The organism is Qipengyuania gelatinilytica, assembly GCF_019711315.1.
Taxonomy (GTDB): Bacteria; Pseudomonadota; Alphaproteobacteria; order Sphingomonadales; family Sphingomonadaceae; genus Qipengyuania; species Qipengyuania gelatinilytica.
Window position 1 is genome coordinate 1,817,544 of record NZ_CP081294.1, and the last position, 24,549, is coordinate 1,842,092.

At 63.3% G+C, this 24,549-nt stretch carries 22 protein-coding genes and 1 tRNA gene; 17 read left to right on the plus strand and 6 right to left on the minus strand.

The genetic code is table 11. From position 1 onward, the window contains the following. Positions 1–8 precede the first annotated feature (8 nt). The 8 genes from K3136_RS09100 (at position 9) to K3136_RS09135 (ending at position 8,373) form a co-directional block, all read left to right on the plus strand. A complete protein-coding gene (locus K3136_RS09100; RefSeq protein ID WP_221430000.1) occupies positions 9–1,301 on the plus strand; it encodes a cytochrome b in 1,293 nt (430 codons plus the stop codon). Positions 1,302–1,325: 24 nt separating this feature from the next. Then, positions 1,326–2,174, plus strand: coding sequence for a cytochrome c1 (locus K3136_RS09105; RefSeq protein WP_221430001.1), 849 nt, complete (start codon positions 1,326–1,328; stop codon positions 2,172–2,174). Positions 2,175–2,251: 77 nt separating this feature from the next. Beyond that, positions 2,252–2,788, plus strand: coding sequence for an adenine phosphoribosyltransferase (locus tag K3136_RS09110; protein WP_221432287.1), 537 nt, complete (start codon positions 2,252–2,254; stop codon positions 2,786–2,788). Positions 2,789–2,876: 88 nt separating this feature from the next. Next, positions 2,877–4,748 (plus strand): cation:proton antiporter, encoded by a 1,872-nt coding sequence (locus tag K3136_RS09115; protein WP_221430002.1) that lies wholly within the window; start codon positions 2,877–2,879, stop codon positions 4,746–4,748. Further along, complete coding sequence (locus K3136_RS09120) at positions 4,745–5,386, plus strand: OmpA family protein (RefSeq protein ID WP_221430003.1); 642 nt, start codon at positions 4,745–4,747, stop codon at positions 5,384–5,386. Before K3136_RS09115 ends, K3136_RS09120 begins: the two co-directional genes overlap by 4 nt. 73 nt (positions 5,387–5,459) lie before the next feature. After that, a tRNA-Gly gene (locus K3136_RS09125) sits at positions 5,460–5,533 on the plus strand. Between the two features lie 321 nt (positions 5,534–5,854). Then, positions 5,855–6,922 carry a bifunctional nicotinamide-nucleotide adenylyltransferase/Nudix hydroxylase gene (locus tag K3136_RS09130; RefSeq protein WP_221430004.1) on the plus strand — a complete coding sequence of 356 codons (1,068 nt, stop codon included), beginning with the start codon at positions 5,855–5,857 and terminating at the stop codon, positions 6,920–6,922. Between the two features lie 65 nt (positions 6,923–6,987). Then, positions 6,988–8,373 (plus strand): nicotinate phosphoribosyltransferase, encoded by a 1,386-nt coding sequence (locus tag K3136_RS09135; RefSeq protein ID WP_221430005.1) that lies wholly within the window; start codon positions 6,988–6,990, stop codon positions 8,371–8,373. A gap of 3 nt (positions 8,374–8,376) precedes the next feature. Here K3136_RS09135 and panC read toward each other — a convergent pair whose 3' ends face one another. Next, complete coding sequence (gene panC / locus K3136_RS09140) at positions 8,377–9,231, minus strand: pantoate--beta-alanine ligase (protein WP_221430006.1); 855 nt, start codon at positions 9,229–9,231, stop codon at positions 8,377–8,379. 89 nt (positions 9,232–9,320) lie between these two features. On the opposite strand from panC, the gene K3136_RS09145 reads away from it, so the two are divergent. The 8 genes from K3136_RS09145 (at position 9,321) to K3136_RS09180 (ending at position 20,047) form a co-directional block, all read left to right on the plus strand. After that, on the plus strand, positions 9,321–10,130 hold the full coding sequence (locus tag K3136_RS09145; RefSeq protein WP_221430007.1) for a division plane positioning ATPase MipZ: 810 nt from the start codon (positions 9,321–9,323) through the stop codon (positions 10,128–10,130). Continuing rightward, positions 10,127–10,429 (plus strand): J domain-containing protein, encoded by a 303-nt coding sequence (locus K3136_RS09150; protein ID WP_221430008.1) that lies wholly within the window; start codon positions 10,127–10,129, stop codon positions 10,427–10,429. Before K3136_RS09145 ends, K3136_RS09150 begins: the two co-directional genes overlap by 4 nt. Next, positions 10,426–11,829 carry a phosphoglucomutase/phosphomannomutase PgmG gene (gene pgmG / locus K3136_RS09155; protein ID WP_221430009.1) on the plus strand — a complete coding sequence of 468 codons (1,404 nt, stop codon included), beginning with the start codon at positions 10,426–10,428 and terminating at the stop codon, positions 11,827–11,829. The genes K3136_RS09150 and pgmG overlap by 4 nt, the downstream gene beginning before the upstream one ends. 3 nt (positions 11,830–11,832) lie before the next feature. Then, on the plus strand, positions 11,833–13,257 hold the full coding sequence (locus K3136_RS09160) for a hypothetical protein (RefSeq protein WP_221430010.1): 1,425 nt from the start codon (positions 11,833–11,835) through the stop codon (positions 13,255–13,257). Positions 13,258–13,359: 102 nt separating this feature from the next. After that, positions 13,360–14,178 (plus strand): DUF2059 domain-containing protein, encoded by an 819-nt coding sequence (locus K3136_RS09165; RefSeq protein ID WP_221430011.1) that lies wholly within the window; start codon positions 13,360–13,362, stop codon positions 14,176–14,178. A 10-nt stretch (positions 14,179–14,188) separates the two neighbouring features. Next, on the plus strand, positions 14,189–15,895 hold the full coding sequence (locus K3136_RS09170; RefSeq protein WP_221430012.1) for an Hsp70 family protein: 1,707 nt from the start codon (positions 14,189–14,191) through the stop codon (positions 15,893–15,895). Beyond that, the gene (locus tag K3136_RS09175; protein ID WP_221430013.1) at positions 15,892–17,538 is read left to right on the plus strand and encodes a hypothetical protein; all 1,647 of its coding nucleotides are present in this window, start codon (positions 15,892–15,894) and stop codon (positions 17,536–17,538) included. Before K3136_RS09170 ends, K3136_RS09175 begins: the two co-directional genes overlap by 4 nt. Before the next feature lie 43 nt (positions 17,539–17,581). Then, the gene (locus K3136_RS09180) at positions 17,582–20,047 is read left to right on the plus strand and encodes a ligase-associated DNA damage response DEXH box helicase (RefSeq protein ID WP_221430014.1); all 2,466 of its coding nucleotides are present in this window, start codon (positions 17,582–17,584) and stop codon (positions 20,045–20,047) included. A gap of 68 nt (positions 20,048–20,115) precedes the next feature. Here K3136_RS09180 and K3136_RS09185 read toward each other — a convergent pair whose 3' ends face one another. The 5 genes from K3136_RS09185 to K3136_RS09205 all read right to left on the minus strand — a co-directional run bounded on the left by K3136_RS09185 (position 20,116) and on the right by K3136_RS09205 (position 23,291). Further along, complete coding sequence (locus K3136_RS09185; protein WP_221430015.1) at positions 20,116–20,547, minus strand: ExbD/TolR family protein; 432 nt, start codon at positions 20,545–20,547, stop codon at positions 20,116–20,118. Between the two features lie 140 nt (positions 20,548–20,687). Beyond that, positions 20,688–21,131 carry an ExbD/TolR family protein gene (locus K3136_RS09190; RefSeq protein ID WP_221430016.1) on the minus strand — a complete coding sequence of 148 codons (444 nt, stop codon included), beginning with the start codon at positions 21,129–21,131 and terminating at the stop codon, positions 20,688–20,690. Positions 21,132–21,177: 46 nt separating this feature from the next. Further along, the gene (locus tag K3136_RS09195) at positions 21,178–21,702 is read right to left on the minus strand and encodes an ExbD/TolR family protein (RefSeq protein WP_221430017.1); all 525 of its coding nucleotides are present in this window, start codon (positions 21,700–21,702) and stop codon (positions 21,178–21,180) included. An 82-nt stretch (positions 21,703–21,784) separates the two neighbouring features. Next, on the minus strand, positions 21,785–22,591 hold the full coding sequence (locus K3136_RS09200; protein WP_221430018.1) for a MotA/TolQ/ExbB proton channel family protein: 807 nt from the start codon (positions 22,589–22,591) through the stop codon (positions 21,785–21,787). A gap of 49 nt (positions 22,592–22,640) precedes the next feature. Further along, positions 22,641–23,291: an energy transducer TonB gene (locus tag K3136_RS09205; protein WP_247711324.1), complete on the minus strand. Its 651-nt coding sequence runs from the start codon at positions 23,289–23,291 to the stop codon at positions 22,641–22,643. A 381-nt stretch (positions 23,292–23,672) separates the two neighbouring features. Here K3136_RS09205 and K3136_RS09210 point away from each other — a divergent pair, with 381 nt between their 5' ends. Further along, positions 23,673–24,506 (plus strand): hypothetical protein, encoded by an 834-nt coding sequence (locus tag K3136_RS09210; RefSeq protein ID WP_221430020.1) that lies wholly within the window; start codon positions 23,673–23,675, stop codon positions 24,504–24,506. The last annotated feature ends 43 nt before the right edge of the window (positions 24,507–24,549 follow it).

Below are 24,549 nucleotides of genomic sequence, written 5' to 3' on the forward strand. Positions count from 1 at the left end.
ACAAAGATATGAGCTTTCCCTGGGCACGCCAGTACGAACCGAAGAACGCGGTCACCAAGTTTCTCGACGAGAAGCTGCCGCTTCCGCGCCTCGTCTATAATGCCGTCGGCGCCGGCTATCCGGTTCCGCGCAACCTCTCCTATTTCTGGAACTTCGGCGTACTCGCCGGTTTCTTCCTGGTCGTTCAGATCGTCACCGGCGTGGTGCTCGCCATGCACTATGCAGCGAATGCGCAGGTCGCCTTCGCCACGACCGAGCACATCATGCGCGACGTCAACTGGGGCTGGCTGATGCGCTATGCGCACGCCAACGGCGCCAGCTTCTTCTTCATCGTCGTCTACCTCCATATCTTCCGTGGCCTCTTCTACTCCTCGTACAAGGCACCGCGCGAGATGATCTGGCTGCTGGGCGTCGTGATCTTCCTGCTCATGATGGCCACCGCATTCATGGGCTACGTGCTTCCCTGGGGCCAGATGAGCTTCTGGGGCGCCAAGGTCATCACCGGCCTGTTCGGCGCAATTCCGCTGGTCGGCGAGCCGATCCAGGTCTGGCTGCTCGGCGGCTTTGCCCCCGACAATGCCTCGCTGAACCGCTTCTTCAGCTTGCACTTCCTGCTGCCCTTCGTGATTGCGGGCGTCGTGATCCTGCACATCTGGGCGCTGCACATCCCGGGTTCGTCGAACCCGACCGGTGTCGAAGTGAAGAGCGAAAGCGATACCGTTCCCTTCCACCCGTATTACACGGCGAAGGACGGCTTCGGCCTCGGTATCGCGCTGCTGGCCTATTTCGCGCTGGTCTTCTTCCTGCCCAACGCTCTCGGCCACCCGGACAACTACATCGAGGCAAACCCGCTCTCGACCCCGGCGCACATCGTTCCGGAATGGTACTTCTGGCCGTTCTACGCGATCCTTCGTGCCTTCACCGTGGACTTCATCCTGCCGGCGAAGCTGTGGGGCGTGATCGCGATGTTCGCATCGATCCTGCTGTGGTTCTTCCTGCCCTGGCTCGACAAGTCGCCGGTGCGCAGCGGCCACTACCGTCCGCTGTTCCGCAAGTTCTTCTGGTTCGGCCTGATCCCGGCGATGATCATCCTGTTCATCTGCGGCGGCGCGCCGGCTGAAGAGCCCTATGTGATGCTCAGCCAGATCGCCACGGCGTATTACTTCATCCACTTCCTGGTGATCCTGCCGATCATCAGCAGCGTGGAGAAGCCCGAAGAACTGCCTTACTCCATCACCGAAGCCGTCCTCGGCTCGGACAAGAAGATGGTGAAGGGCGAAAACGCCGAGCCGGCTGTCTAAGCGATACGAGAAAGATACAAGGTCATGCTCAAACTTCTCAGCGTCCGCCTCGTTGCGATTCTCGTGGGTCTCGGCTTCGCGCTCGTCGCGCTCTATGCCTTCGCGATCGGCGCCTATAATGCCGCGACCGAAGAGCCGGCCGGCCATCTGCCCTACAAGAAACCGATGGATCTCTCGTGGTCCTTCGACGGGCCTTTCGGCAAGTGGGACCAGACCCAGCTGCAGCGCGGCCTCAAGGTCTATGACGAGGTCTGCTCGGCCTGTCACAGCCTCAAGTTCGTCGCCTTTCGCGATCTCGAACAGCTCGGTTACTCCGAAGCGCAGGTGAAGGCCTTTGCTGCCTCCAAGCAGGTTCCGGGAATCGATCCGAACACCGGCGAAGCGACCACGCGTCCGGGCTTGCCGACCGACTACTTCCCGTCGCCCTATCCCAACAATGTTGCGGCTGCTGCGGCGAACAACAACGCCATTCCGCCCGATCTCTCGCTCATGACGAAGGCGCGCGGTGACGGCACCAACTATGTGGCATCGCTGCTGATGGGCTACGCCCCGCCGAGCGAAGAACTGCTGGAAGAACATCCCGAAGCCGCACCTGGCCCGGGCCTGCACCACAACCCGTATTTCCCGAACCTCAACCTCGCCATGGCGCCGCCGCTCACCTCGGCCGGCCAGGTGACCTTTGACGACGGGACCGAAGCTACGATCGAGCAGATGAGCAAGGACGTTGCCGCCTTCCTGACCTGGACTGCGGAACCGACCCTCGTGAAGCGCAAGCAGACCGGCTGGCCGGTCCTGATCTTCCTGCTCTTCGCAACCGTTCTCGCATATATGTCGAAGCGCCAGATCTGGGCGGCAGTGAAGCCCAAGAAGTAATCCGCGCCGACACGCGACTTGAAACGCCCCTTTCATCCACGAGATGCGAGGGGCGTTTTCGTTTAAGGAGAGAAATCATCACGCCGCAGGAACTGAAATCGCTGGTCCGCACCATTCCGGACTTCCCCGTGAAGGGCATCCAGTTTCGCGACATAACGACGCTTATCGGTAACGGCCCCGGTTTCGCAGCGACGGTCGACTGGCTCGCGACCCGCGTGAAGGACAGCGGCGCGCAGGCGATCGCCGGAATGGAGGCGCGCGGTTTCATCTTCGGGGCTGCAGTCGCCGCCCAGTCCGCTCTGCCTTTCCTGCCCGTGCGCAAGTCGGGCAAGCTGCCCTGCGACACGATCGGGGTCGATTACGCGCTGGAATACGGCAGCGACCGGCTGGAGATGGATCCGACCTCGGTGACCGCTGGCCAGAGGGTCGCGATGGTCGATGACCTCCTTGCAACAGGCGGTACGGCCTGCGCCACTGCCCAGCTCTTGCGCCAGGCCGGAGCAGTGGTCAGCCACGCCTTCTTTGTCATCGACCTGCCCGATCTCGGCGGCGCGGTGAAGCTTCGCGAGTGCGATGTTGAAGTCGCCGCCCTGATGGAATTCGACGGCGACTGAGAAAATCCCGCCGCGTTTGGAAATATCCGCGCAGTAAGGCATTGAAGCACCGAGCGGCCCTTGCGGGGGCGAAACGATCGCGAGGGGCATGGAACAGACACTCGTAATAGCCTTGGTGGGCATACTCGGCATCGGCGCGCAATGGCTTGCGTGGCGTACGGGTTGGCCGGCCATCGTCCTCATGCTTGCGGCAGGTTTCCTTGCCGGGCCTGTCGGGCTTGGCGTCTTCGACCCCGAACATGCATTCGGCGAGTTGCTCGAACCGATCGTGGCCGTGGGTGTGGCGCTGATCCTCTTCGAAGGTGGCCTTAGCCTCGATTTCCGTGAACTCAGGCATACGGGCGGCGCAGTCGTGCGACTTGCCACCGTCGGTGTCGCGCTGGGCTGGCTGTTCGGCGCGCTCGCCGGGATCTATATCGCCGGCCTGCAGCCCGAAGTGGCGATCCTGTTCGGCGGTATCCTCGTCGTCACCGGCCCGACGGTCGTGATCCCGCTCCTGCGGCAAAGCTCGATCAAGTCGCGCCCGGCCTCGATCCTCAAGTGGGAGGCCATCGTCAACGATCCCACAGGCGCCCTGTGCGCGGTGATCGCCTATGAATATTTCCGCAAGGTCGCCGAAAGCCCCGGCGCCTCGCTGTTCGAAGTGGTGCCCCCGCTGATCATCGCTGCCATCGTTGCCGGCCTCATCGGATACGCGGCCGCCCTTGCGATTGCCTGGTCGTTCCCCCGTGGTGCGGTGCCCGAATACCTGAAGGTGCCGGTGCTCCTGACTGCCGTCATCGGCGTGTTCGTGGTTTCGAACCTGATCGAGCATGAGGCCGGCCTTGTGGCCGTGACCGTTATGGGCGTGGCGCTGGCAAACATGAATGTCTCTAGCTTGAGATCCATACACCCGTTCAAGGAAAACGTCGCGATCCTGCTCGTCTCGGGCATCTTCATCCTGCTGTCCGCCTCGCTGGGCCGCGACGAGCTGGCCTATCTGAACCCGCTGACCACGGCGGGGTTCAAGATGATGCTCTTCCTGCTGGCGCTGCTCTTCCTCGTACGTCCCGCGACGATCCTGATCAGCCTTCTCGGCAGCAGCATCCCGTGGAACGAGCGATTGCTGCTTGCCTGGATTGCTCCGCGAGGCATCGTCCTCGTGGCAATCTCCGGCCTGTTCGCGCTGCGCCTTGCCGACCTCAACTTCAGCGATGGCGGGCTCCTCATCGGGCTGAGCTTTGCGGTGGTGGTCGTCACGATCGTCGCGCACGGCTTCACGATCGATTTCGTCGCCAAGCTGCTCAAGGTGAAGGGGGCGACACGCCCCGGCATACTGATCGTCGGCAGCACGCCCTGGACGATCGCGCTGGCCGAACAGATGCGCGATCTCAAGGCGCCCGTGATCGTGGTCGATGCCAGCTGGCAGCGCCTCGGCCTCGCGCGCCAGAAGGGAATCGATTTCTACCACGGCGAAATCCTCAACGAAGCGACCGAGCACAACCTCGAGCTGGCGCCCTACCAGAACCTCGTCGCCGCTACCGAAAACGAGGCTTACAACGCGCTCGTCTGCAACGAATTCGCCCATGAGATCGGTCGTGACAGCGTGTTCCAGCTGGGTGAAAGCGCCGATGGCGATGATCGGCACTCGCTTCCCGAAAGCCTGCGCGGAAGAGCCCTGTTCGAAAGCGGCTTCGGCGTGGAGGACGTCAGCGAACGCCAGCGGCAGGGCTGGGTCTTCCGCAAGACCAAGCTGTCCGAAGAATTCGATTTCGAGAAGATGCAGGAAAAGCTGCCCGATGCGGCGAACATGCTGTTGCTGATGCGCGACAACGGCACGATCCGCTTCTTCACCCATGCCGCCAAGCCGGAGCCAAGAGCGGGAGATACGATCCTCAGCTTCTCTCCTCCGCAAGCGCGTAGCGCCGAAGATAAAGCCGCGAAGAAGGCTGCCAAGAACAAGGGGGTGCAACCGACATGATCCACACAGCCATACAAGGCAGGAACTGGCTCGCGGGCGTTGCGGCCTGCGCGATGCTTGGCGCCTGCTCGAGCGGGGATGCACCCGAACCCGAGGCTACACCCACCGATGGGCCGCGTTCGATCTTCCAGGACGGCGAGGGCGAGGGTGCCGGCAACGGTATTGCTCCGGAATCGCTGCGCCCGCTGGAGACCACGATTTCCTTCGCCGACGGTACGCCGGACCTGACCGAGGCTGCGCGCGCCGAGCTCGCGACGGTGGTCGATTCGCCCCAGACGAGTGCGGGCGGCGCGATCGTGCTTCGCGGCCACTCGGATTCCGAAGGCAGCGACGAGGCCAATATCGAAGCCTCGCGCCTCAAGGCCGAGGCCGTGAGAGACTTCCTCGTTGAAAACAGGATTGCCGAAGAACGGATCGAAGTGATCGCATTCGGGGAGCAAAATCCCATTGCGCCCAATGCCTTGCCCGACGGATCGCCCAATGAGGAAGGGCGCGCGACCAACCGCCGTGTCGAGGTGACGGTGGAAACCGGCCGCACGACCGAGCGACGTCCGTCCCTGATCGAGACCATCACCGAAAGCGATGCGGCCGATGCCGTTCCGGCCGGTGCCGCGCAGACTGCAAGTCCGGAACAATGATGTGTTGACGAAACCCTGTTAGCGGTGGCATCTGCGCCTCCGCTCGAACGGCCCTGCACGGGGCCGGCTGGATGCGGGTATAGCATAGTGGTAATGCTCCAGCCTTCCAAGCTGGCTAGAGGGGTTCGATTCCCCTTACCCGCTCCATTCCCCACCGATCGGATCGATTGAAAACGGCGCGCCTGCAAAGGTCAGCAAAAAGGCCGGAGGCGCGCTTTTTTGCGTGCTCGTCCGGCCTTGCAACCCGAAAGGCTGTACTCGGAGCCCATTCGTTGACGAAGGGCATATAAGCACTTTCGAATAAAGGCTAGTCCCCCATTGGGAGGACATGCAACGGGCGGTTAACTTTACTTCCGTGCAACCCATTGTGCGAAAGCGACATTTGACCAATGCGGCCCCATGTATCACATACGTATGCGTAGGCGGGGAGTCCGCCTGCATGAACAGCAATCGAGGGAGTCTCGATCAATGGCATACCAGGCCGATTATGGCGTCTTCATCGGACGCTTCCAGCCGCTCCACCTTGGTCACGAACACATCATCCGCGACGCGCTCGAACGGGTTGCGAAATTGGTCGTTCTGGTGGGTTCGGCAAATGTAGCGCGCGATCCACGCAATCCTTTCACCTTCGAAGAGCGCGAGCAGATGCTGCGCGGTTCCTTTGCCTATGAGATGGCGCAAGGTCGACTCGTGGTCGAACCGCTCGACGATCATCTCTATTCGGACACGGCATGGGTTGCCGAAGCGCAGCGCCGGGTGAGCGACATCATCCTCGCCGATGCCAATCCGGACGGCCTCGGCCTTCACGGCACCAACGATTATTCGGTCGTGCTCGCGGGATATGGGAAGGACAATACGAGCTATTACCTCAAGCTCTTCCCCGAATGGGGCTCGATCCAGATCGAAGCCGAGAACGCGACGTTCGGGGCGAGCGACGTTCGCCAGCGTTTCTTCCAGCGTATCCCCGAAGTCTCGCAGGCTGCCCTTTCCAGGGCTGTGGCCGGGCAGCTGGAGGAATTCGCCCGAAGCGACGAGTTCAAGCGCCTGCTTGCCGAGCGCGAATATCTCGATGCCTACCCCAAGGAGTGGGGTGAAGGTCCCTTCGTGACGGCTGATGCGGTGGTCGTTCAGGCGGGGCATATCCTGCTGGTCGAACGCGGTCAGTTGCCCGGCAAGGGCCTGCTCGCACTGCCCGGCGGTTTCGTGGGCAAGGGTGAACGCATTCGCGATGCGGCGATCCGCGAGCTGCGCGAAGAGACGGCGATCTCCGACGACAAGGGCCAGATCCCGCCCGCGATGCTCGCCAGCTTCATCGAGGACAGCGAAACGCGCGTATTCGATGCGCCTGCCCGTAGCTTGCGGGGGCGGATCATCACACACGCCTTCCTGTTCCGCATGCCCGAACGGCGCGATCTGGCGCAGGTGAAGGGCGGTGACGATGCAGCCCATGCCCGCTGGTACCGCCTCGGCGAACTGCGGCCTGAACAGATGTTCGAGGACCACTGGTCGATCATTGAGCAAATGGCGAATTTGTAAGCGATTTTAACCGGTTCGGAGGAGTTCCGAACCATACGACCCGCCAAAAGTGAGGAGTTCACACCATGGCAAACAACATCATCCTCTCGACGGACAGCTACAAGCACAGCCACTTCCTGCAATACCCGCCCGAAGCGCGCGCGATCAGCGCCTATGGCGAAAGCCGGACCAATGGTTTTGCCGATGACGTGCTGTTTCTCGGCCTCCAGCCGTTCCTGATCGATTACCTCGGCAAGCCTGTCAGCCGCGAGGACATCGAGGAGGCCGCCGAGCTGTGCGCCGCGCATGGCGTCCCCTTCAACCGAGAGGGCTGGGAGGCCATCGTCGAGGACCACGGCGGGTACCTCCCGATCGAGATCAGCGCGTTGGAAGAAGGCAGCATGGTGCCGACGTCGGTGCCGCTGTTCCAGGTGGTCAACACGGACCCGCGCATGCCTTGGCTCACGACCTTCGTCGAAACGGCGCTGCTGCGGGCGGTCTGGTATCCGACGACGGTCGCCACGCTCAGCCGCAAGTGCAAGAGCGTGATTGCCGCCGGCCTTGAACGCACGAGCGACGATCCGGCTGGCCAGCTGCCCTTCAAGCTGCATGATTTCGGTGCGCGCGGCGTGTCGAGCGGCGAGAGTGCGGCGCTGGGCGGCATGGCGCATCTCGTGAACTTCAGCGGCACCGATACGCTGGAGGGCATCCTGGCCGCACGGCGCTATTACGGCGCCGACATGCCCGGCTTCTCGATACCCGCAGCCGAACACAGCACCATGACGAGCTGGGGCCGGACGCGTGAGGAAGCCGCTTACGAGAACATGCTCGACAGTTTCGACGGCGAGGGCGCGCTCGTGGCGGTTGTCTCGGACAGCTACGATCTCGACCACGCGGTCGAGAAGATCTGGGGCGAGAACCTGCGCGACAAGGTGCTGAACCGGAAGGGCACGCTGGTGGTTCGCCCCGATAGCGGCGACCCGGTCGAAACGCCGCTCCGCACGCTGGAAAAGCTGTGGGACATCTTCGGCGGTTCGGTGAACGGCAAGGGCTTCAAGGTCCTCGACCCGCATGTCCGCGTGATCCAGGGCGACGGCATGAATGTCGAGAGCATCGCAAGTCTTGTGAAGGCGGTCGGCGATGCGGGTTTCGCCATCGACAACATCGCCTTCGGGATGGGCGGCGGGCTCTTGCAGCTGGTCAATCGCGACACGCTGCGTTTCGCCATGAAAGCCAATGCGATGCATGTCGATGACGGCAGCTGGCAAGACGTGTCGAAAAAGCCCGCCACCGATCCGAGCAAGGCCAGCAAGGCGGGCCGCCAGGCGGTGGTCGAGCAGGGCGGCAAGCTCGTCGCCAAGCGTCTCGACGAAATCGATCCGGCAGACGACCTGCTCAAGCCCGTATGGCGCAATGGCGAACTGCTTGTCCGCCACAGCTTCGACGCGGTGCGCGAACGTAGCTGGAAATAAGGCTCAGCGGCTGATCGGCATATTGTCGATCAGCCGTGTCCCACCGATCCTCGCGGCTACGAAGAGGCGGGCATTGCCATTGTCCGCCTCGAGCCGTTCGAGGCTGTCGGCGTCGCGCACTTCCGCATAATCGACACTCTCGAAGCCGGCGACCTGCAGCACTTCGCGCAAGTTGCCGAGCGGCCGGCCAGCCGACCCACCCCCCGCAATGACGGCAATCGCATCGCGCATCGCCTTGGGTAGCGAAGCGGCTTGCTGGCGTTGTTCCGCCGATAGATACGCATTGCGACTGCTCATCGCGAGCCCGTCATCCTCGCGCACGATGGGCACGCCGTGGATTGCGTCTACACGCGGGCGGGTCAGGTCGAGGTCGCGCGCCATGCGGCGGATGACGGCAAGCTGCTGCCAGTCCTTCTCGCCGAAGAAGGCCATGTCGGGCATGACTTGGTTGAACAACTTGCACACCACCGTCGCCACGCCGTCGAAATGGCCGGGCCGGTCCCCGCCGCACAGCCCTTCCGAAACCCCGGCGACCGAGATGTTCGTGGCATAGCCTGGCGGATAGACTTCCTCGGGCAGCGGCGCCCACAGCAAGGCGACACCCTCGGCCTCGAGCAGTTCGCTGTCGCGCTGCAACTGCCGCGGATAGGCGTCGAGATCCTCGCCTTCTCCGAACTGGCGCGGGTTGACGAAGATCGAGGCGACGACGTGATCGGCAGCCTCCTTTGCGCGCCTCACCAGCGTCAGATGCCCGTCATGCAGCGCGCCCATGGTGGGGACGAGCGCAATCGACCCACCGCTATCCCGCAAGGCAGCGACCGAATTCCTCAACACTTCAAGTTCGCGGACTGTTTGCACGCATGCATCCCCTTGGATAAGAACGATAGCACCTGCTGCCCTAGCGCCGCGCGAGGGCGGGCATCAACTTCTCAATTGCTGGAAACCATTTGTCGCACGCTGTCCCCCACTGGATTACCTTCGCCAACGAGAAGGGCGGGACGGGCAAGTCGACCACTGCGGTGCATGTGGCCGTCGCGCTCGCATACAAGGGTGCCAAGGTCGTGGCGTTCGACCTCGATCACCGCCAGCGCACCATGAACCGCTATTTCGACAATCGCGCGGACACGGCTGCAAGGCGCGGCATCGACCTGCCGAGCGTCGAGTGCCACACGGTCCCGCTGATCCCGGCAGAGGAATTCGGCGAGATGGTGCAGCGCCACGGGCGCGATGCCGATTTCATCCTGATCGATACGCCGGGGCGTGACGATCCGCTGGCGCGTTTCGCCGCGACGCATGCCGATACGCTGGTCACGCCGATGAACGACAGCTTCGTCGATTTCGATCTCATCGGTCAGGTCGAGGGCGAGAGTTTCAAGGTCAAGAAACTGTCCTTCTATGCCGAGCTGATCTGGGAGGCGCGGATCCAGCGCAGCCGCAAGGCGATCGAGGAAAACCGGCCGACTATGGACTGGGTCGTCGTGCGCAACCGCACCGGTCATAGCGAGGCGCGCAATGTCGCGCGCATCGAGCAGGCGCTGACCGAAATGTCCAAGCGCGTGGGCTTCCGCGTGGCCAAGGGCCTGTCGGAACGCGTCATCTATCGCGAGCTTTTCCCCTCGGGCCTTACCCTGCTCGACAAGGGTCATCTCGGCGATCTCGGTACCAGCCATCTCGTTGCGAGGCAGGAATTGCGCGGGCTGCTTGCGGCCTTGCGCCTGCCAGCCGTGGAACGAATAAAAGAAACGGAAACCGCATGATCAAGATCGTCATGTTCCTCGTCGCGGCGAGCTTCTTCTGCCGCTGGGCGCTGGGGAAATGGCCGTGGGACTACCTTCGTCCCGCGCCCACCCGTTCGCAGGCGATCTTCCGCGCACGCCAGCTACTCAACGTATCGGCCAAGGCCGACCATGCGGAAATCCGCGAGGCGCATCGGCGCATGTCTGCCATGACCCATCCCGACAAGGGCGGTAGCAAGTCGCAGATGCAGGAACTGAACGCTGCACGCGACCTTCTCTTGGATGAACTCCCTCACGAACCGCTGGAGCCCCCAAAATGACCCACAGTTTCGACGCAACCGTCCTGCGCGAATATGACATTCGCGGCATCATCGGCGAGACGCTTGGCGCGGAGGATGCGCGCGCCATCGGGCGCACCTTCGGTTCCATGCTGCGCGATGCGGGCGGCAGCCGCGTGGCGGTCGGTTATGACGGGCGGGTCAGTTCGCCAATGCTGGAACATGCGCTGGTCGAAGGGCTGACGGCGGCGGGCTGCGATGTCGTGCGGATCGGCATGGGCGCGACCCCGATGCTATATTATGCCGAGGCCAGCGACGATGAAATCGACGGCGGCATACAGATAACCGGCAGCCACAATCCCCCCAATTACAACGGCTTCAAGATGGTGTTCCAGGGCCGTCCGTTCTTCGGTGCGGACATCCAGGAACTGGGCCGTATTTCGGCAGCGGGGCAATGGGCCGACGGCGCGGGCGATGTCGAGGACCGCGATGTCATGGACGAGTATATCGAGCGCATGGTCACCGCGCTGGACGGTGTCGACACCTCCGCGCTCGAAGGCATGCGCGTCGGTTGGGACGCGGGCAATGGCGCTGCCGGGCCCGCGCTCGAAAGGCTCGTCGCCAAGCTGCCGGGCGAACATCATGTCCTCTTCACCGAGGTCGACGGCAATTTTCCCAATCATCATCCTGATCCTACTGTCGAGGAAAACCTTGCAGACCTGCGAAAGCTCGTCTCCGCAAAGTCCCTCGATTTCGGAGTGGCCTTCGATGGTGACGGCGACCGGATCGGTGCGATCGACGGCGAGGGCAGGGTGATCTGGGGCGACCAGCTGCTTATGATCTATGCCGAGGACCTGCTGGCGAGCCGTAAGGGTGCGACCATCATCGCCGACGTGAAGGCGAGCCGTGCGCTCTACGATCATGTCGCGGCCTGCGGCGGCGAGCCGCTGATGTGGAAGACCGGCCATTCGCTGATCAAGTCGAAGATGAAGGAAACCGGATCTCCCCTCGCGGGCGAGATGAGCGGCCACGTCTTCTTCGCCGACGAGTATTACGGCTTCGACGATGCCCTCTACGCAGGTGTGCGCCTGCTCGCCGCCTCGGCACGACTGGGCAAGTCGGTGACGCAGCTGCGCAGCGACATGCCGCAGATGATCAACACGCCGGAAATGCGCTTCCAGGTCGACGAGAGCCGCAAGTTCGCCGCAATCGAAGAGGTGAAGGAGCGTCTCTCTGGCACCGATGCGGATGTGAACGGCACCGATGGCGTGCGCGTGAATACGGCGGACGGCTGGTGGCTGCTGCGCGCCTCGAACACGCAGGACGTGCTCGTGGCTCGTGCCGAAAGCGATAGCGAGGAAGGTCTCGAACGTCTGGTCGGCCAGATCGACGAGCAGCTGGCATTGTCGGGCCTCGAGCGCGGAGAAAGCGTGGGGCACTAAGGCTTGTCATCGGGGTCGCAGCTCACATGGCCATGGTCCGAACTGGGGATCGGCGAAACATCCGATAAGGATGCAATTCGCGCCGCTTATGACGCGCGCAAGGCCGAACTCGACATCTCGATGCGGATTTCGGCCTTCGCCCGGCTGACCGAGGCGCGCGAGAAGGCGTTGTTCATCGCATCGGAGAAGCTGCGCGCGGCAGAGCGTGGTGAACCGGCCACTGCCGAGACCCCGCCTCCGATCGCGCCGCCGCCCATTCCCGACGTCCCTCTTGCGCCAGAAGCGCCGCGCATCGATGTTCCCGTCTATGAGGATCTTGATCCGGACAATTTCCGGGCGGAACCGGTTGACGCGTCGGAGCTGGAAGAGGAGCTCCCCGAACCCGAACCCGAACCCGAACCCGAACCCGAACCCGAACCCGAACCCGAACCCGAACCCGAACCCGAGCCCGAGCCCGAGCCCGAGCCCGAGCCCGAGCCCGAGGCGGAGCCGGAGCCGGAGCCGGAGCCGGAGCCCGAGCCGGAGCCGGAGCCGGTGGTATCGGTGCCGCGCGTTTACACCGATCCCTCGCATGACGAGGATTGGACGGAGCCCGAGCCTTACCGGCCCTCGCGCTACCAGGCAGAGGTCGAGGATTACGGCCTCCAGAACTCGAATGTCTTCGAACGCTATGGCCTCGACAAATACGGCATCTGGTGGCTGTTCGGGCTGTTCTTCCTCGTCGCCATGTGCAGCGATTCGGGCGATGATGATCGCAGGCCCGATCCCGCCCCCGCGCCGACCAGCGTGCCAGCGCCGGTCAGTACGACTGTGGTGCCCGCTCCGATCTCGACCGAGGCGTTCGACATGGCGAGGCTCGACACGATCGCCGGCCAGATCTTCGGCAACGGGGTGGACATGGCCGCGATGGCGGAGCGCGACCGCGAATTTGCGGACATGTTCGCCTTCAATGTCGCGGCCGAAGGCTACGATGTGGACGAAGCGCGCTCTTACGTCAGGCACCAAATCCTGCGGGTGCGCCCTGAGGTCACGAGGTTCGAACTGATCGAGGCGAGCCGGCTCTATCTCGCGTGGCTCCAGGCCGCCCGCCAGCAGGGCGAAGAGCAGTGCCGCGATGTCTATTCGCGCAGTTTCCTGCGCAAGGACCTGCAACTCGCCCCGGAGGTCGTCCTCCAGGAACAGGAACTTGCCGTGAAGTTTCTCGAGAACCGCAACTTCATCCTGCCGACCGAAGGCGGCTCGAGTATCGCGCTTCCCGACTGGGCGATCCGCGAGGCGCGGGTGCGCGGCGGGCTGGAGCGCGCGGAAATCGGCGCGGCGCTGGCGGACCCGGGCAATCCGGATCGCTGCCGCGTGACGATTACCCTGCTGGAAGTACTCCTCGACAGCCCCCAAGGCGATGCCCTGCCGGCACTGGCTGCGTTGTAAAAATCACGCGCTCGTTTGCGCGCTCGAAATTACGCTGCGTGAATACTTGAGCCTTACTCTGTGCTGCGGCAGTAAGGGATTACTATTGGGAGGGACGCTTTAATGAAAAAATGGATTCTCGCGCTCGGCGCGCCGCTGGCGCTGTCGGCACAGCCGGTCATCGCTCAGGGACAGGATGACGAAGCGCAAATGCTCGCCGCCATGGCGGAGATGTTCAAGGTCGAGCCGCTGACCGCCGAACAGGAAGCCCGCCTGCCGCTCGCTCGCGAAGTGATCTCCACGATCATGCCCGCAGGGGCCATGTCCGAAATGACCGGCGGCATGTTCGACAAGATGCTCAAGCCAATGATGGAAATAGGCGCAGAGGCAACGCAGGCAACGCTCGCGACCGGGCTGGGCGTCGGCGGCATCGATCGCGCGATGAGCGATGCAGAAGTGCGCGAGGCCGCGCTCCTGATCGATCCCGTGCGCGACGAACGCAATGCGCGCATGGCGCAGATGATGCCCGAACTCATGTCGAACATGATGGAATCGATGGAGCCGATCATGCGCGAGGCAATGATCGAGGTTTATGCGGCGAATTTCACCACCAGGGAGCTCACCGACGTCAACACCTTCTTCAAGACGGAATCGGGTGCGTCCTATGCGCGCAAGTCGCTGGCCCTGCAGCAGGACCCGCGGCTGATCGCTGCAGTGATGCAGTCGCTGCCTGTCATCATGGAAGCGATGAAGGAAATGGTGCTGGAAATGGAAGCGCGCATGGCCGACCTGCCCGAGGAACGGAGCTGGGCCGACTTGAGTGCGAGTGAGCGTGAGCGGTTGCAGGCGCTGACCGGACTCGATGCGCAAACGCTCGAAGAAGGCCTCGCCTATGCCGCCAAGCGGCGCGAGGAATCCAAGAAGTCGCTCGAAGATTTCTGAGCCGACCAGCATGATCATCGGTATCGACCTTGGCACCACCAACAGTGCGGTGGCGATCTGGCGCGACGGGGAGAGCGAGCTTGTCCCCAATGCGCTGGGCGAATTCCTGACGCCTTCCGCCGTCTCGGTCGACGGCAGCGGGCAGAGCTGGGTCGGGCGCGCCGCGCTCGACCGGATGGCGACGCATCCGTCCGAGACCGTGACCAGCTTCAAGCGGCGCATGGGTACGGAGAGCAAGGCCACGCTCGGCAAGCGGTCCTATTCGCCCGAGGAACTCTCGGCGATGGTGCTGCGCAGCCTCGTGGACGATGTCGAGGCGGCGACGGGCGAGCGTCCCGAAGGCGCGGTGATCACCGTCCCTGCCTATTTCAACGAGCGCCAGCGCCGTGCCACGCGGCGCGCGGGCGAGATCGCCGGGCTCAAGGTCGAGCGGCTGATCAACGAGCCGACCGCCGCGGCGCTCGCATTCGGACTGATCGACAAGGAGGAGCGCGAGCCCTTCCTCGTCTTCGACCTTGGCGGCGGCACGTTCGACGTCTCGATCGTGGAGATGTTCGAAGGCATCGTCGAAGTCCGCGCCTCTGCCGGTGACAACCGCCTCGGCGGCGACGATTTCGACGAGGTCATGGTCAAGCTGGCAGAGCCGAAGCTGGGCGCTTCCGACACGCTCGACCGCATCCCCTCCGACCGCCGCGATGCGCTGCTGCAGCTGGCGGCAGAGAAGACCCGCTGCGCCCTCTCGAGCGCGAACATCGCGACCTTCCGCGTGACCGTGGACGACGAGGAGTTCACCACCGACATCGAAACGCAGGAATTCGAGGAAGCAGCCGAAGCACTGGTGAAGCGTCTACGCGATCCGGTGATCCGCTCGCTGCGCGACAGCGGGATCGATGTCGAAAGCCTGTCCGATGTCGTGCTGGTCGGCGGCGCGACCCGCATGCCGGTGGTTCGCAAGGCATTGACCCGCATGTTCAAGCGCTTCCCCAATTCTACCGTCCACCCCGATCATGCGGTGGCGCTTGGTGCCGCGATCCAGGCAGGCCTGCTGTCGAACGGCGACGGGCTGGAAGAAATCCGCATCACCGATGTCGCGCCCTTCACGCTGGGTATCGAGATCGGGATGGACGATGCTTACGGCGGCCGCATCGGCGGTATCTTCTCGCCGATCATCGAGCGCAACACGCCGGTGCCGGTCAGCCGGATGCAAAGCTACACCACGTCCGAGGATGGCCAGCGCCAGATCCACTCGGGCATCTACCAGGGTGAAGCGCGGCAGGTGAAGAACAATGTGAAGCTGGGCGAATTGGTCGTGCCGGTGCCGGCAAAGCCGCGCGGCGAGATCGAGGTCGAGGTGCGCTTCACCTATGACACCAATGGCTTGCTCGAAATCGACGTTTCGGTACCGGCAAGCGGCTATCAGAAGAACGTCGTGATCGTCGACGAGGACGACAAGCGCAGCCAGAAGGAAATCGAGAAGAGCCGCGCTGCGCTGGAAAAGCTCAAGGTCCACCCGCGCGACGAGCAGGTGAACATTGCCGCCATGCAGCGCGCCGAACGGTGTTACGAAGGTTTCACGGGGCCGGTGCGCGAATACGTCGGCCGCTCGCTCGACAACTTCAAGGCCGCGCTGGAAAAGCAGGACCCGCGCATCATCGCCGATGCCCGCGAAAGCCTCATGCAGCTGGTCGACGAGATCGAGGCAAACCCGCCGGTATGAGCGGCTTTCCCTGGAGCGTCCTCGGGATAGAGGAAACACGCGAGAAATCGGCTATCCGCAAGGCCTATTCGGTCAAGCTGAAGGCGATGAACCTCGACGAGCAGGTCCAGGAATATGCCCAGCTGCGAGATGCGCGCGACATGGCGCTCAGGCTGGCCGCACAGCCGCCGGTCCAAACCGCAAGCTTCGAAGACGACGACGACGACTGGTACGATGACGACTGGGACATCGGCGAAGCGGCGCGCGTAGACCAGCCCCGCTTCGACCCGGAAGAGGATTTCGGCTGGGAAATCCGGCCCGAGGAACTGTCACGCGATGCGCTGGTGGGCGACATGGGCGACCCCGGCGTGTCCGGAGACGAGCTCGGCTTCGCGGCTCCATCCTCGCCGCCCCCGCCGCCCGATGGCTGGGAAGACCTGCACGCGGCTCTCTATCCCGATGGCCAGTACAGCGCCGAGGGCCTGACGCTCGAGGAATTCCGGGACGCCGAGGCGGCGCTGGACCGCCTTATCGCGGTGGCAGAGGATGGCGACATCGCCTTCCACGACCGGATCGACCATGCGCTCTCGGAATTGCTCGCCTCGGCCTGGCCGCGCAGCGCTCCGCTGGTCGAACGCGCAAACCAGAGCTTCCGCTGGCTGGGAGCGGCAGGCGATCTCGATGAACGCTATGCCCTCCAGTTCCTGAACGCGCGCCTCGAAGGGATGCGCTTCCACGAGGAAGTGATGGACGCCGGCCACCCGCTGCACAAGGCGTGGGTCGAGCTTTCGCAGCCCGGCAAATCGAACATCCTCGACCGCCTGCGTACCAAGCGCGACGATATCGACCGCGTGCTCTTCACCGTGCGGACCCAGTTCCCGGAGCTGGAAGCGCTGCTCGACGAAGAGCGCGTGGCGAGCTGGGAAAAGCCCGCAAACGAAACGGTCTCGTGGATCATCCAGCGCCTCTTCATCATATTCGTCATCGTCCAGGCGCTGCGCTTCTGCGTCTTCGACGACGATCGCCGGCCGGACTTTGGTGCCGAGCCCGAAGCGAGTATCGAGGAGCTGCGCAAGGAAGGCCTCGACAGCGCGTCGGCAACCGCATTCGGCGCCGGCACGAGCTTTGCCGAGGTCGAAGCCAGCGACCCCGAATTCGCAGCCAGTTTCGAGCAATTCCTCGGGCCCGTCCAGGGCGCCGCTCTCTATGGCGACCCCCGCCAGTTCGTCCGACAGAAGATACTCTTCGCCAGGCAGTCTGCCGAATTCGACACGCTCGTCGCCATCCAGGCCCAGAAACTCGACTGGCTGCAGGCAGCGCGCAAGGAAGGCGGAGACAGCTGTGCGTCGGTGCTCGATGCAAGCTTCAGGAGTGGCGGCCCGGGAATGACGCAGGAACAGCTCGATGCGGAACAGGAACTGGCGCGCCGGTTGCTCGATGCAAAGCTGCTCAACGTCGAGCCGAAGACGGGCGAGTTTTCCTATTCGGTGCCCGGCTGGCTGATCGACCAGGCGAGGGGCAGCGTGGGGCTCTCGCGCGAGGACTTCGTAAAGGTCATGCAGGACCCTTCCCATTCCGACCGCTGCCGGGTCCAGACGGCGCTGATATCCTACATGCTCACCGCTCCGGCTCGGGTCCCGCTCGAAACCTTGCGCGGCCTGTGACCGCCGATCAGGAACGCCCCTGCGCCAACAGCGCTTTCCTTTCGTGAGCACAGTCTCGATCCCGCCCGAAATCACCGACTGGTTTTCCGGTCGCGGCTGGCGCGTGCGCAGGCACCAGGCGGAAATGCTCGAGCAGGCCGATGCGGGGCGGCACGCGCTGCTGGTGGCCGATACCGGCGCGGGCAAGACGCTGGGCGGTTTCCTGCCCACGCTGGCCGCCTTCTGCCCATCTCGCGCGGGGGAGAGCATGCCCGAAGGGCTGCACACGCTCTACGTGTCTCCGCTCAAGGCGCTGGCGCATGACGTGCAGCGCAACCTCCTCGCCCCGATCGAGGAAATGGGGCTTGCGATCACGGTCGAGACGCGCAGCGGCGATACGCCGTCGGATCGCAAGAAGCGCCAGCGTACGCGGCCGCCCAATATCCTGCTGACCACGCCGGAAAGCCTTTCGCTCCTGCTGTCCTATCCCGACAGCTTCGACATGTTCGCAGGGCTCAAGCGCATCGTCATCGACGAGGTCCACGCCTTTGCCACGGGCAAGCGCGGTGACCTGCTTGCTCTTGCTCTTTCACGGCTCCAGGCGATCGCGCCCGATCTCCAGCGGACCGCCCTGTCCGCAACCGTGGCGCGTCCCGAGGCCTTTCGCGAATGGCTCGCGCCGTGGGGAGAGATCGACGAGGTCGCGTTGGTTCAGGGGGAGGAAGGCGCGCCTGCCGAAGTCGAGATCCTGCTGCCCGACGAGGAGCGGGTGCCATGGGGCGGGCATGCCGCCACCTGGGCGATCCCGCAGCTTTATGAGGAGATCCGGCGCAACAAGACGACGCTGGTCTTCACCAACACGCGTTTCCTTGCCGAATACATCTTCCAGCACCTGTGGGATGTGAACGAGGAGAACCTGCCCATCGGCATCCACCATGGTTCGCTGTCGAAAGAGGCGCGGCGCAAGGTGGAAGGGGCGATGGCGCGCGGCGAGTTGCGCGCGCTGGTGGCGACGGCCAGCCTCGATCTTGGTGTCGACTGGGGCGATATCGATCTCGTCGTGCAAATGGGTGCGCCCAAGGGCTCTTCGCGGCTGCTCCAGAGGATCGGGCGTGCCAATCACCGGCTCGACCAGCCCAGTCGCGCACTTCTGGTCCCGGGCAACCGATTCGAATTCCTCGAGGCCACGGCCGCGAAGGAAGCGGTCGACGAGGGCAAGCGCGATGGCGAGGAATTCCGCCCCGGCGGGCTCGACGTGCTCGCGCAACATGTCATGGCCTGTGCCTGTGCTGCGCCCTTCGAGGAAAAGGCGCTGCTGCGGGAGGTTCGTTCGAGTCTCGCCTATGCCTGGGTGGACGAGGAGGTGTGGGAGCGTGTCCTCACCTTTGTCGCCACCGGCGGCTATTCGCTCAAGGCCTATGACAAGTTCAAGCGCATCGTCCGCGATGGTGAAGGCGTGTGGCGGCTGACCCATCCCGAACAGGCGGCGCGGCACCGGCTCAACGCAGGCATCATCATCGATAGCGAGATGCTTGAGGTGCGCATCAATTCGGGCCGCGGACGGGGCGGACGCAGCCTCGGCAAGATCGAGGAGCGGTTCGCAGCGCAGCTGTCGCCGGGCGACACTTTCGCCTTTGCCGGCATGAGCCTCGAGGTCGTGAAGCTGCAGGACATGGAGGTGCTCGTGAAGGCCGCGACCTCCAACGCGATGATCCCCAGCTATGGCGGCGCACGCATGCCTCTCACCACCCACCTTGCCGAAAGGGTGCGCACCATGCTGGTCGATCGCGCGGGCTGGGCGCGTTTCCCCGACGACGTTCGCGAATGGCTGGAAGTCCAGGACTGGCGCTCGCAGATGCCGGGGCCGGGCCAGCTTCTGGTCGAAAGCTTCCCGCATGCGAAGCGGCATTACTCGGTTTATTATACGTTCGAAGGCTGGAACGCGAACCAGAGCCTCGGCATGCTGATCACGCGCCGGATGGAAGATCGCGGCCTGCTGCCGGGCGGCTTCGTCGCCAACGACTATTCGCTTGCGGTCTGGGGGCTCAAACCCGTGACCGATCCCGCGCCGCTGCTATCGCCCGACATATTGCAGGACGAGTTTATCGAGTGGGTGCAGAACTCACACCTACTGCGCCGCGCCTTTCGCGAAGTGGCAGTGATCGGCGGATTGGTCGAACGACAGCATCCCGGCAAGCGCAAGACCGGCAAGCAGGTCACTTTCTCGACCGACCTGATCTACGACGTGTTGCGCAAGTACGAGCCGGATCATGTGCTGCTCGAGGCGGCATGGGCCGATGCACGCGAGCGGATGACCGACGTCGGCAGGCTGGCCGACCTTCTAGACCGCTCGGCGGAGCAACTGGTCCATGTCGAACTCGACCGTGTCAGTCCGCTCGCCGTGCCGGTCATGGTGATGATCGGCCGAGAGGCGACGCCGCAGGGCTCGGTGGATGATGAATTGCTGCTCGAGGCGGAGAGCCTTGCCGGTGCAGCCATGCGCATTGACGATCCGCTATCAAGCGATTGAACGGGGCAGCGCCGGAGGAACGAACGGCTCTTCCCTCCGGTCGGTGAGCCTCAAATCCCTCCTTCCTCTCATCGTGCGGCGCCGAATTGCCGGTATTTGTGGTTGCCGACGAAGGCGAAGTTCTTGACGCCCGAATCCTTGATCAGCGCGATCGTGCGGGCGGAAGCCTGGTAACTCGCCAGCGCGTCCGGTTCGAACTTGACCACCGGTTGCTTGTCCAGCGCGGCGGTCGAGGCGAGCTGGTTGAGCATTTCCTGCCGGCTGAGTTGCGCGCCGTTCCAGTAGAGCCGGTCGGCGCTGTCGATGTGCACGACATTCTCGGGCAAGATTTCTTCCGGCCCCTCTCCATTCGGCAAGGGGATCAGCAAGGCATGGGTGGCGATGGGGATCACCATGATGAACATTATCAGGAGCACCAGGAGCACGTCGATGAAGGGCGTGACGTTCATCTCGCTCATCGGTTGGTTCTGCAGCGGTACGCGGCGAGCCGTGAATGCCATGATCTCTCTCCTCGTTATGTCATGACATAACATCACAGAAAGAGCCAGGTGACAAGTGGCGTCGTGCAGTGGGGCTCTCGCGCATGAAAAAGGGGGCGGATTGCTCCGCCCCCTTTCGCAATTTCCGGTGGTTGCAGTGCTTACTGCATGCCGGCGCTACCGAAGGTACGATAGCGCTCGTTGCCCACGAAACCGAACTTGGTCACGCCGCTGGCCTTGATGATCTGCAGCACGCGGGCCGACAGTTCGTAGCTGGCCAGTGCCTCGGGCTCGAACTGCAGCTCGGGCTCGGGATTGATAGAGAGCGACTGCTGGAGAAGGTTCACGAGGTCACCTTCGCCGATCTCTTCGCCGTTCCAGAGCATGCGATCGTCCTGCGTGAGGACGAGCTTGTTCTTGTCGGGCTCAACCTCGACCGGCGGCGGGTTGGGGTTGGGTTGCGGAAGATCGATATCGACCGAGTGCGTCGCTACCGGGATGGTGATGATGAACATGATGAGGAGAACGAGCAGGACGTCGATCAACGGCGTCATGTTCATTTCCATCATCGGGGCGCCATCGTCCTTGCCGCCTGCCATTGCCATGGTGGTGTACTCCTAAAATATGTCCGTGCCGAAAGGTCTGTCGACCTTAGGGCTCGACCGGGTTCGAGATGAAGCCGACGGTCGGGTAACCGGCTGCCTGGACGTTGTAGATCGCCCCTGCAACGCACGACCACGGTGCATTCACGTCGCCACGGATGTGGACCTGCGGGATCTTTTCGGGATCCTGCATGATTGCATCCGGACCACCAGCGCGCTGGACGATATTGTCGAGTCGTTCGAACGCCTGGTCGTACAGCTCTTCCGAAGTGACCGGGGTGATGTTGTTGAAGTAGACGCGGCAATCGCCGGTACGCGAGGCACCCTGGAAGCCGGTGTCACCTGCACTAAGGCCTGCCTCGTCGGTGGTGCTGACGGTCAGGAGAAGGTTCTCGACCTTGTCCTTCGATTCCACCGACTCAAAAACCGGGATCTCCAGCTTCTCGATCGTCTGGATCGCGACCGGGACAGCGATGAGGAAGATGATCAGAAGCACCAGCATCACGTCCACGAGGGGAGTGGTGTTGATGTCCGACATGGGCGTCTCTGCGCCACCTCCTGTCGAAATCGCCATAGCTTAAATCCTATTCTTACCTGTGATCACGCGAAACGAATGAGATGGCGCGGGCAACGCGAAGGCTGCCCGCGCATATCTCTTAGCGCTTCGGCGCGGTCGTGGTGGTGCCGGCTGCGGGAGTAGCACCCGGGACCGTACGGCCACCAGCAGCTGCCTTGGCGGCAGTCTTGGTCGAAGCGGCGGTCATCGGCTTGATGGCACCGTTCGAGTTGATGTTGGCGAGCAGGTCCGTCGAGAAACCGCTCATCAGGTCGGAGATGCGACGGTTGCGGCTCTGCAGCCAGTTGTAGGCGAACACGGCCGGAACGGCGACGAGCAGACCGATGGCGGTCATGATCAGTGCTTCACCAACCGGGCCAGCGACCTTGTCGATCGAAGCCGAACCGGCGACGCCGATGTTGATCAGTGCGCGGTAGATACCGATAACCGTACCGAGCAGGCCGACGAACGGTGCGGTTGCACCCACGGTTGCGAGGAACGGGAGGCCGCCGTTGAGCTTGGCCTGGATCGAGTGCTCCGAACGAGCCAGCGAACCGTGCAGCCAGTCATGGGCTTCGAGGCTGTCGTTGAGCTTGGCGTGCTTTTCTTCAGCAGCCACTGCATCGTCGACGAGCTGGCGCCATGCGCTGTTCTTTTCCAGCTTGGTGGCGCCTTCCTTCAGGCTGTTTGCACGCCAGAAGTTGGTGCGGACACCCTTGTACTGGTTCATCACCTTCTGCTGTTCGAAGAACTTGGTGAACAGGATGTAGAACGAGCCGACCGACATGATGACCATGACGGCGAGGATCGACCAGGCGACGGGGCCGCCTTCTTCCATTGCCTGCCAGAAGCCAAACGAAGACTTGGGCGCTTCGGCACCAGTCGCGGTGAGCATTTCGATAATCATAGCGAGTAATCCTCTTGAAAAATTTCTCTATCGTCTCTGCCTGTTGTCCCTATTCGGGCAGGACGTAGCGGATCGATTGATTGGTGGTCGAAGAAACCGGGTTTCCGGCATCATTGAGCGCGGGGTTGTAGCGTGCGTAACGCTGCATACCGCGACATGCTGCCTGGTCGAGAGCATTCGAACCCGAGCTTCCCGTGACGGCACAGGCCTCTACGCGGCCATTCGCACCGATCGTGATCCGCATCGAAACGGTACCCTGTTCTTCGCGGCGAAGCGCGCTGGACGGATAGTCGTTCTGAATGCGCGCACCCCAGCGCTGGAAGTTGTCCGGCGAAGCTGCACGGGCCTTTGACGGCGGTGGCGCGGGCGGTGCCGGAGGGGCGGGCGGCGGAATCGTGAGAGCCGGCGGCGCAGGCGGAGGAATATTCGTCTGCGTACGGATCGGCGGCGGCGCAGGCGCGATATTAATCGGCGGCGGCGGCGCGACCGGCGGCGGAGGCGCGGTCTCGGGGATATCTTCCGGCGGCGGCGGCGGTTCGTCTTCCGGCTCCGGCGGCGGGGGTTCTTCCACATCGATCGTAGTTACGCGCTCAACCACATTCTTGACCGCATCGACGGCCAGACCGGTAATCAGCAGGTAACCGAGGGCAATGTGGATGAGGGCAACGATGATGATCGCGACGACGCGATTGCCACTCATCTCTTGATCAGCATAAGCCATTCGGTTGCATCACTCCATCGTGTCTGCCCGACGCGAATCGGGCCAATCTGACGCCGCAGGGGTTGGAAACCTTGGCAAGTTTCCCCGGCGCCGCATTCCATTCTCACCTTCGCGACCCATAGAGGAACGACGGCGATCGACCCGGGTTGTTCCTGAAAAAGTCCCTGAGAGACGCTTTCAGGCAATATTGTATCATTAACCCGGTTCCGGTGCACGCCTTAGCTGCGATGCAGGGCAGGGGCAAACGCTTTATCGGTTAACTGGCGATTCACGGCGCGCTATGCAGGAACCACAGGCAAGCGTTCCGGATTGGTCCGCAGCAGCACAAATATTCGATTCTAAAGAGGTTTAATGCCGACCATGTCCCGCCTATCCATCATTGCCGGCAGTGCCCTCCTCGCCTTGTCCGTACCGCTCGCCGCGCAGGACAGCGCTGCGCCTGCACCCTCGCTGACTTACGCAGATACCGTCAGCCTCGCCGAAGACTCCGAGATCGTGGCGCATGTACAGATTCGCGACCAGGTGGCGCTCGAGCCCGAGCGTGCCCCCGGCCTCGCGCCCGGCCATGTCCGTCTTTATGTCGAGGCGCGCACGCTTGCACTGATCTCGGGCAATGTCCCGGTGGGCGAAAACCTGCGCTATCTCGTCGACGTGCCGCTGACTTCCAAGGGCAAGGCGCCCAAGCTGAAGAAGCGCGAGATGATTCTCTTCGCGCGTCCCGTCGCCGGCCGCCCCGGCGAAATCCAGCTCGTCGGCGAAGGCGCCCAGCGTCCCTATACGCCCGAATTCGAGGCTGCGCTTCGCCCGGTCCTCACCTCGCTCCTCGCTCCCGATGCGCCGCCGCGCGTCACGAAAGTGGCCGATGCGCTGGCAGTCGAGGGAACGCTGGTGGGCGAATCGGAAACCCAGCTCTTCCTCGATACGGAGAACGACGGCCCGGTCTCGATCACCGTGGTCCGCCGCCCGAACCAGCCGCCGCGCTGGGGTGTTTCTTGGACCGAGATCGTCGACCAGTCGGCCCGCGCCCCGCGCGCAGGTACGCTGCAATGGTACCGTCTCGCCTGCACGCTGCCGGCAGAGCTGCCCACCCAGGCGAACCTTTCGCGCGATTCGCAGGCAAGGGCGTTGGCAGCGCGTGACTATCAGTTCGTGATCGAGCAGCTGGGGCCCTGCACCCGCACGCTCAAGCGCTAACCCGCGCTTAGCCTGCCCAAAGACAAACTGGTTCACTCCCGCG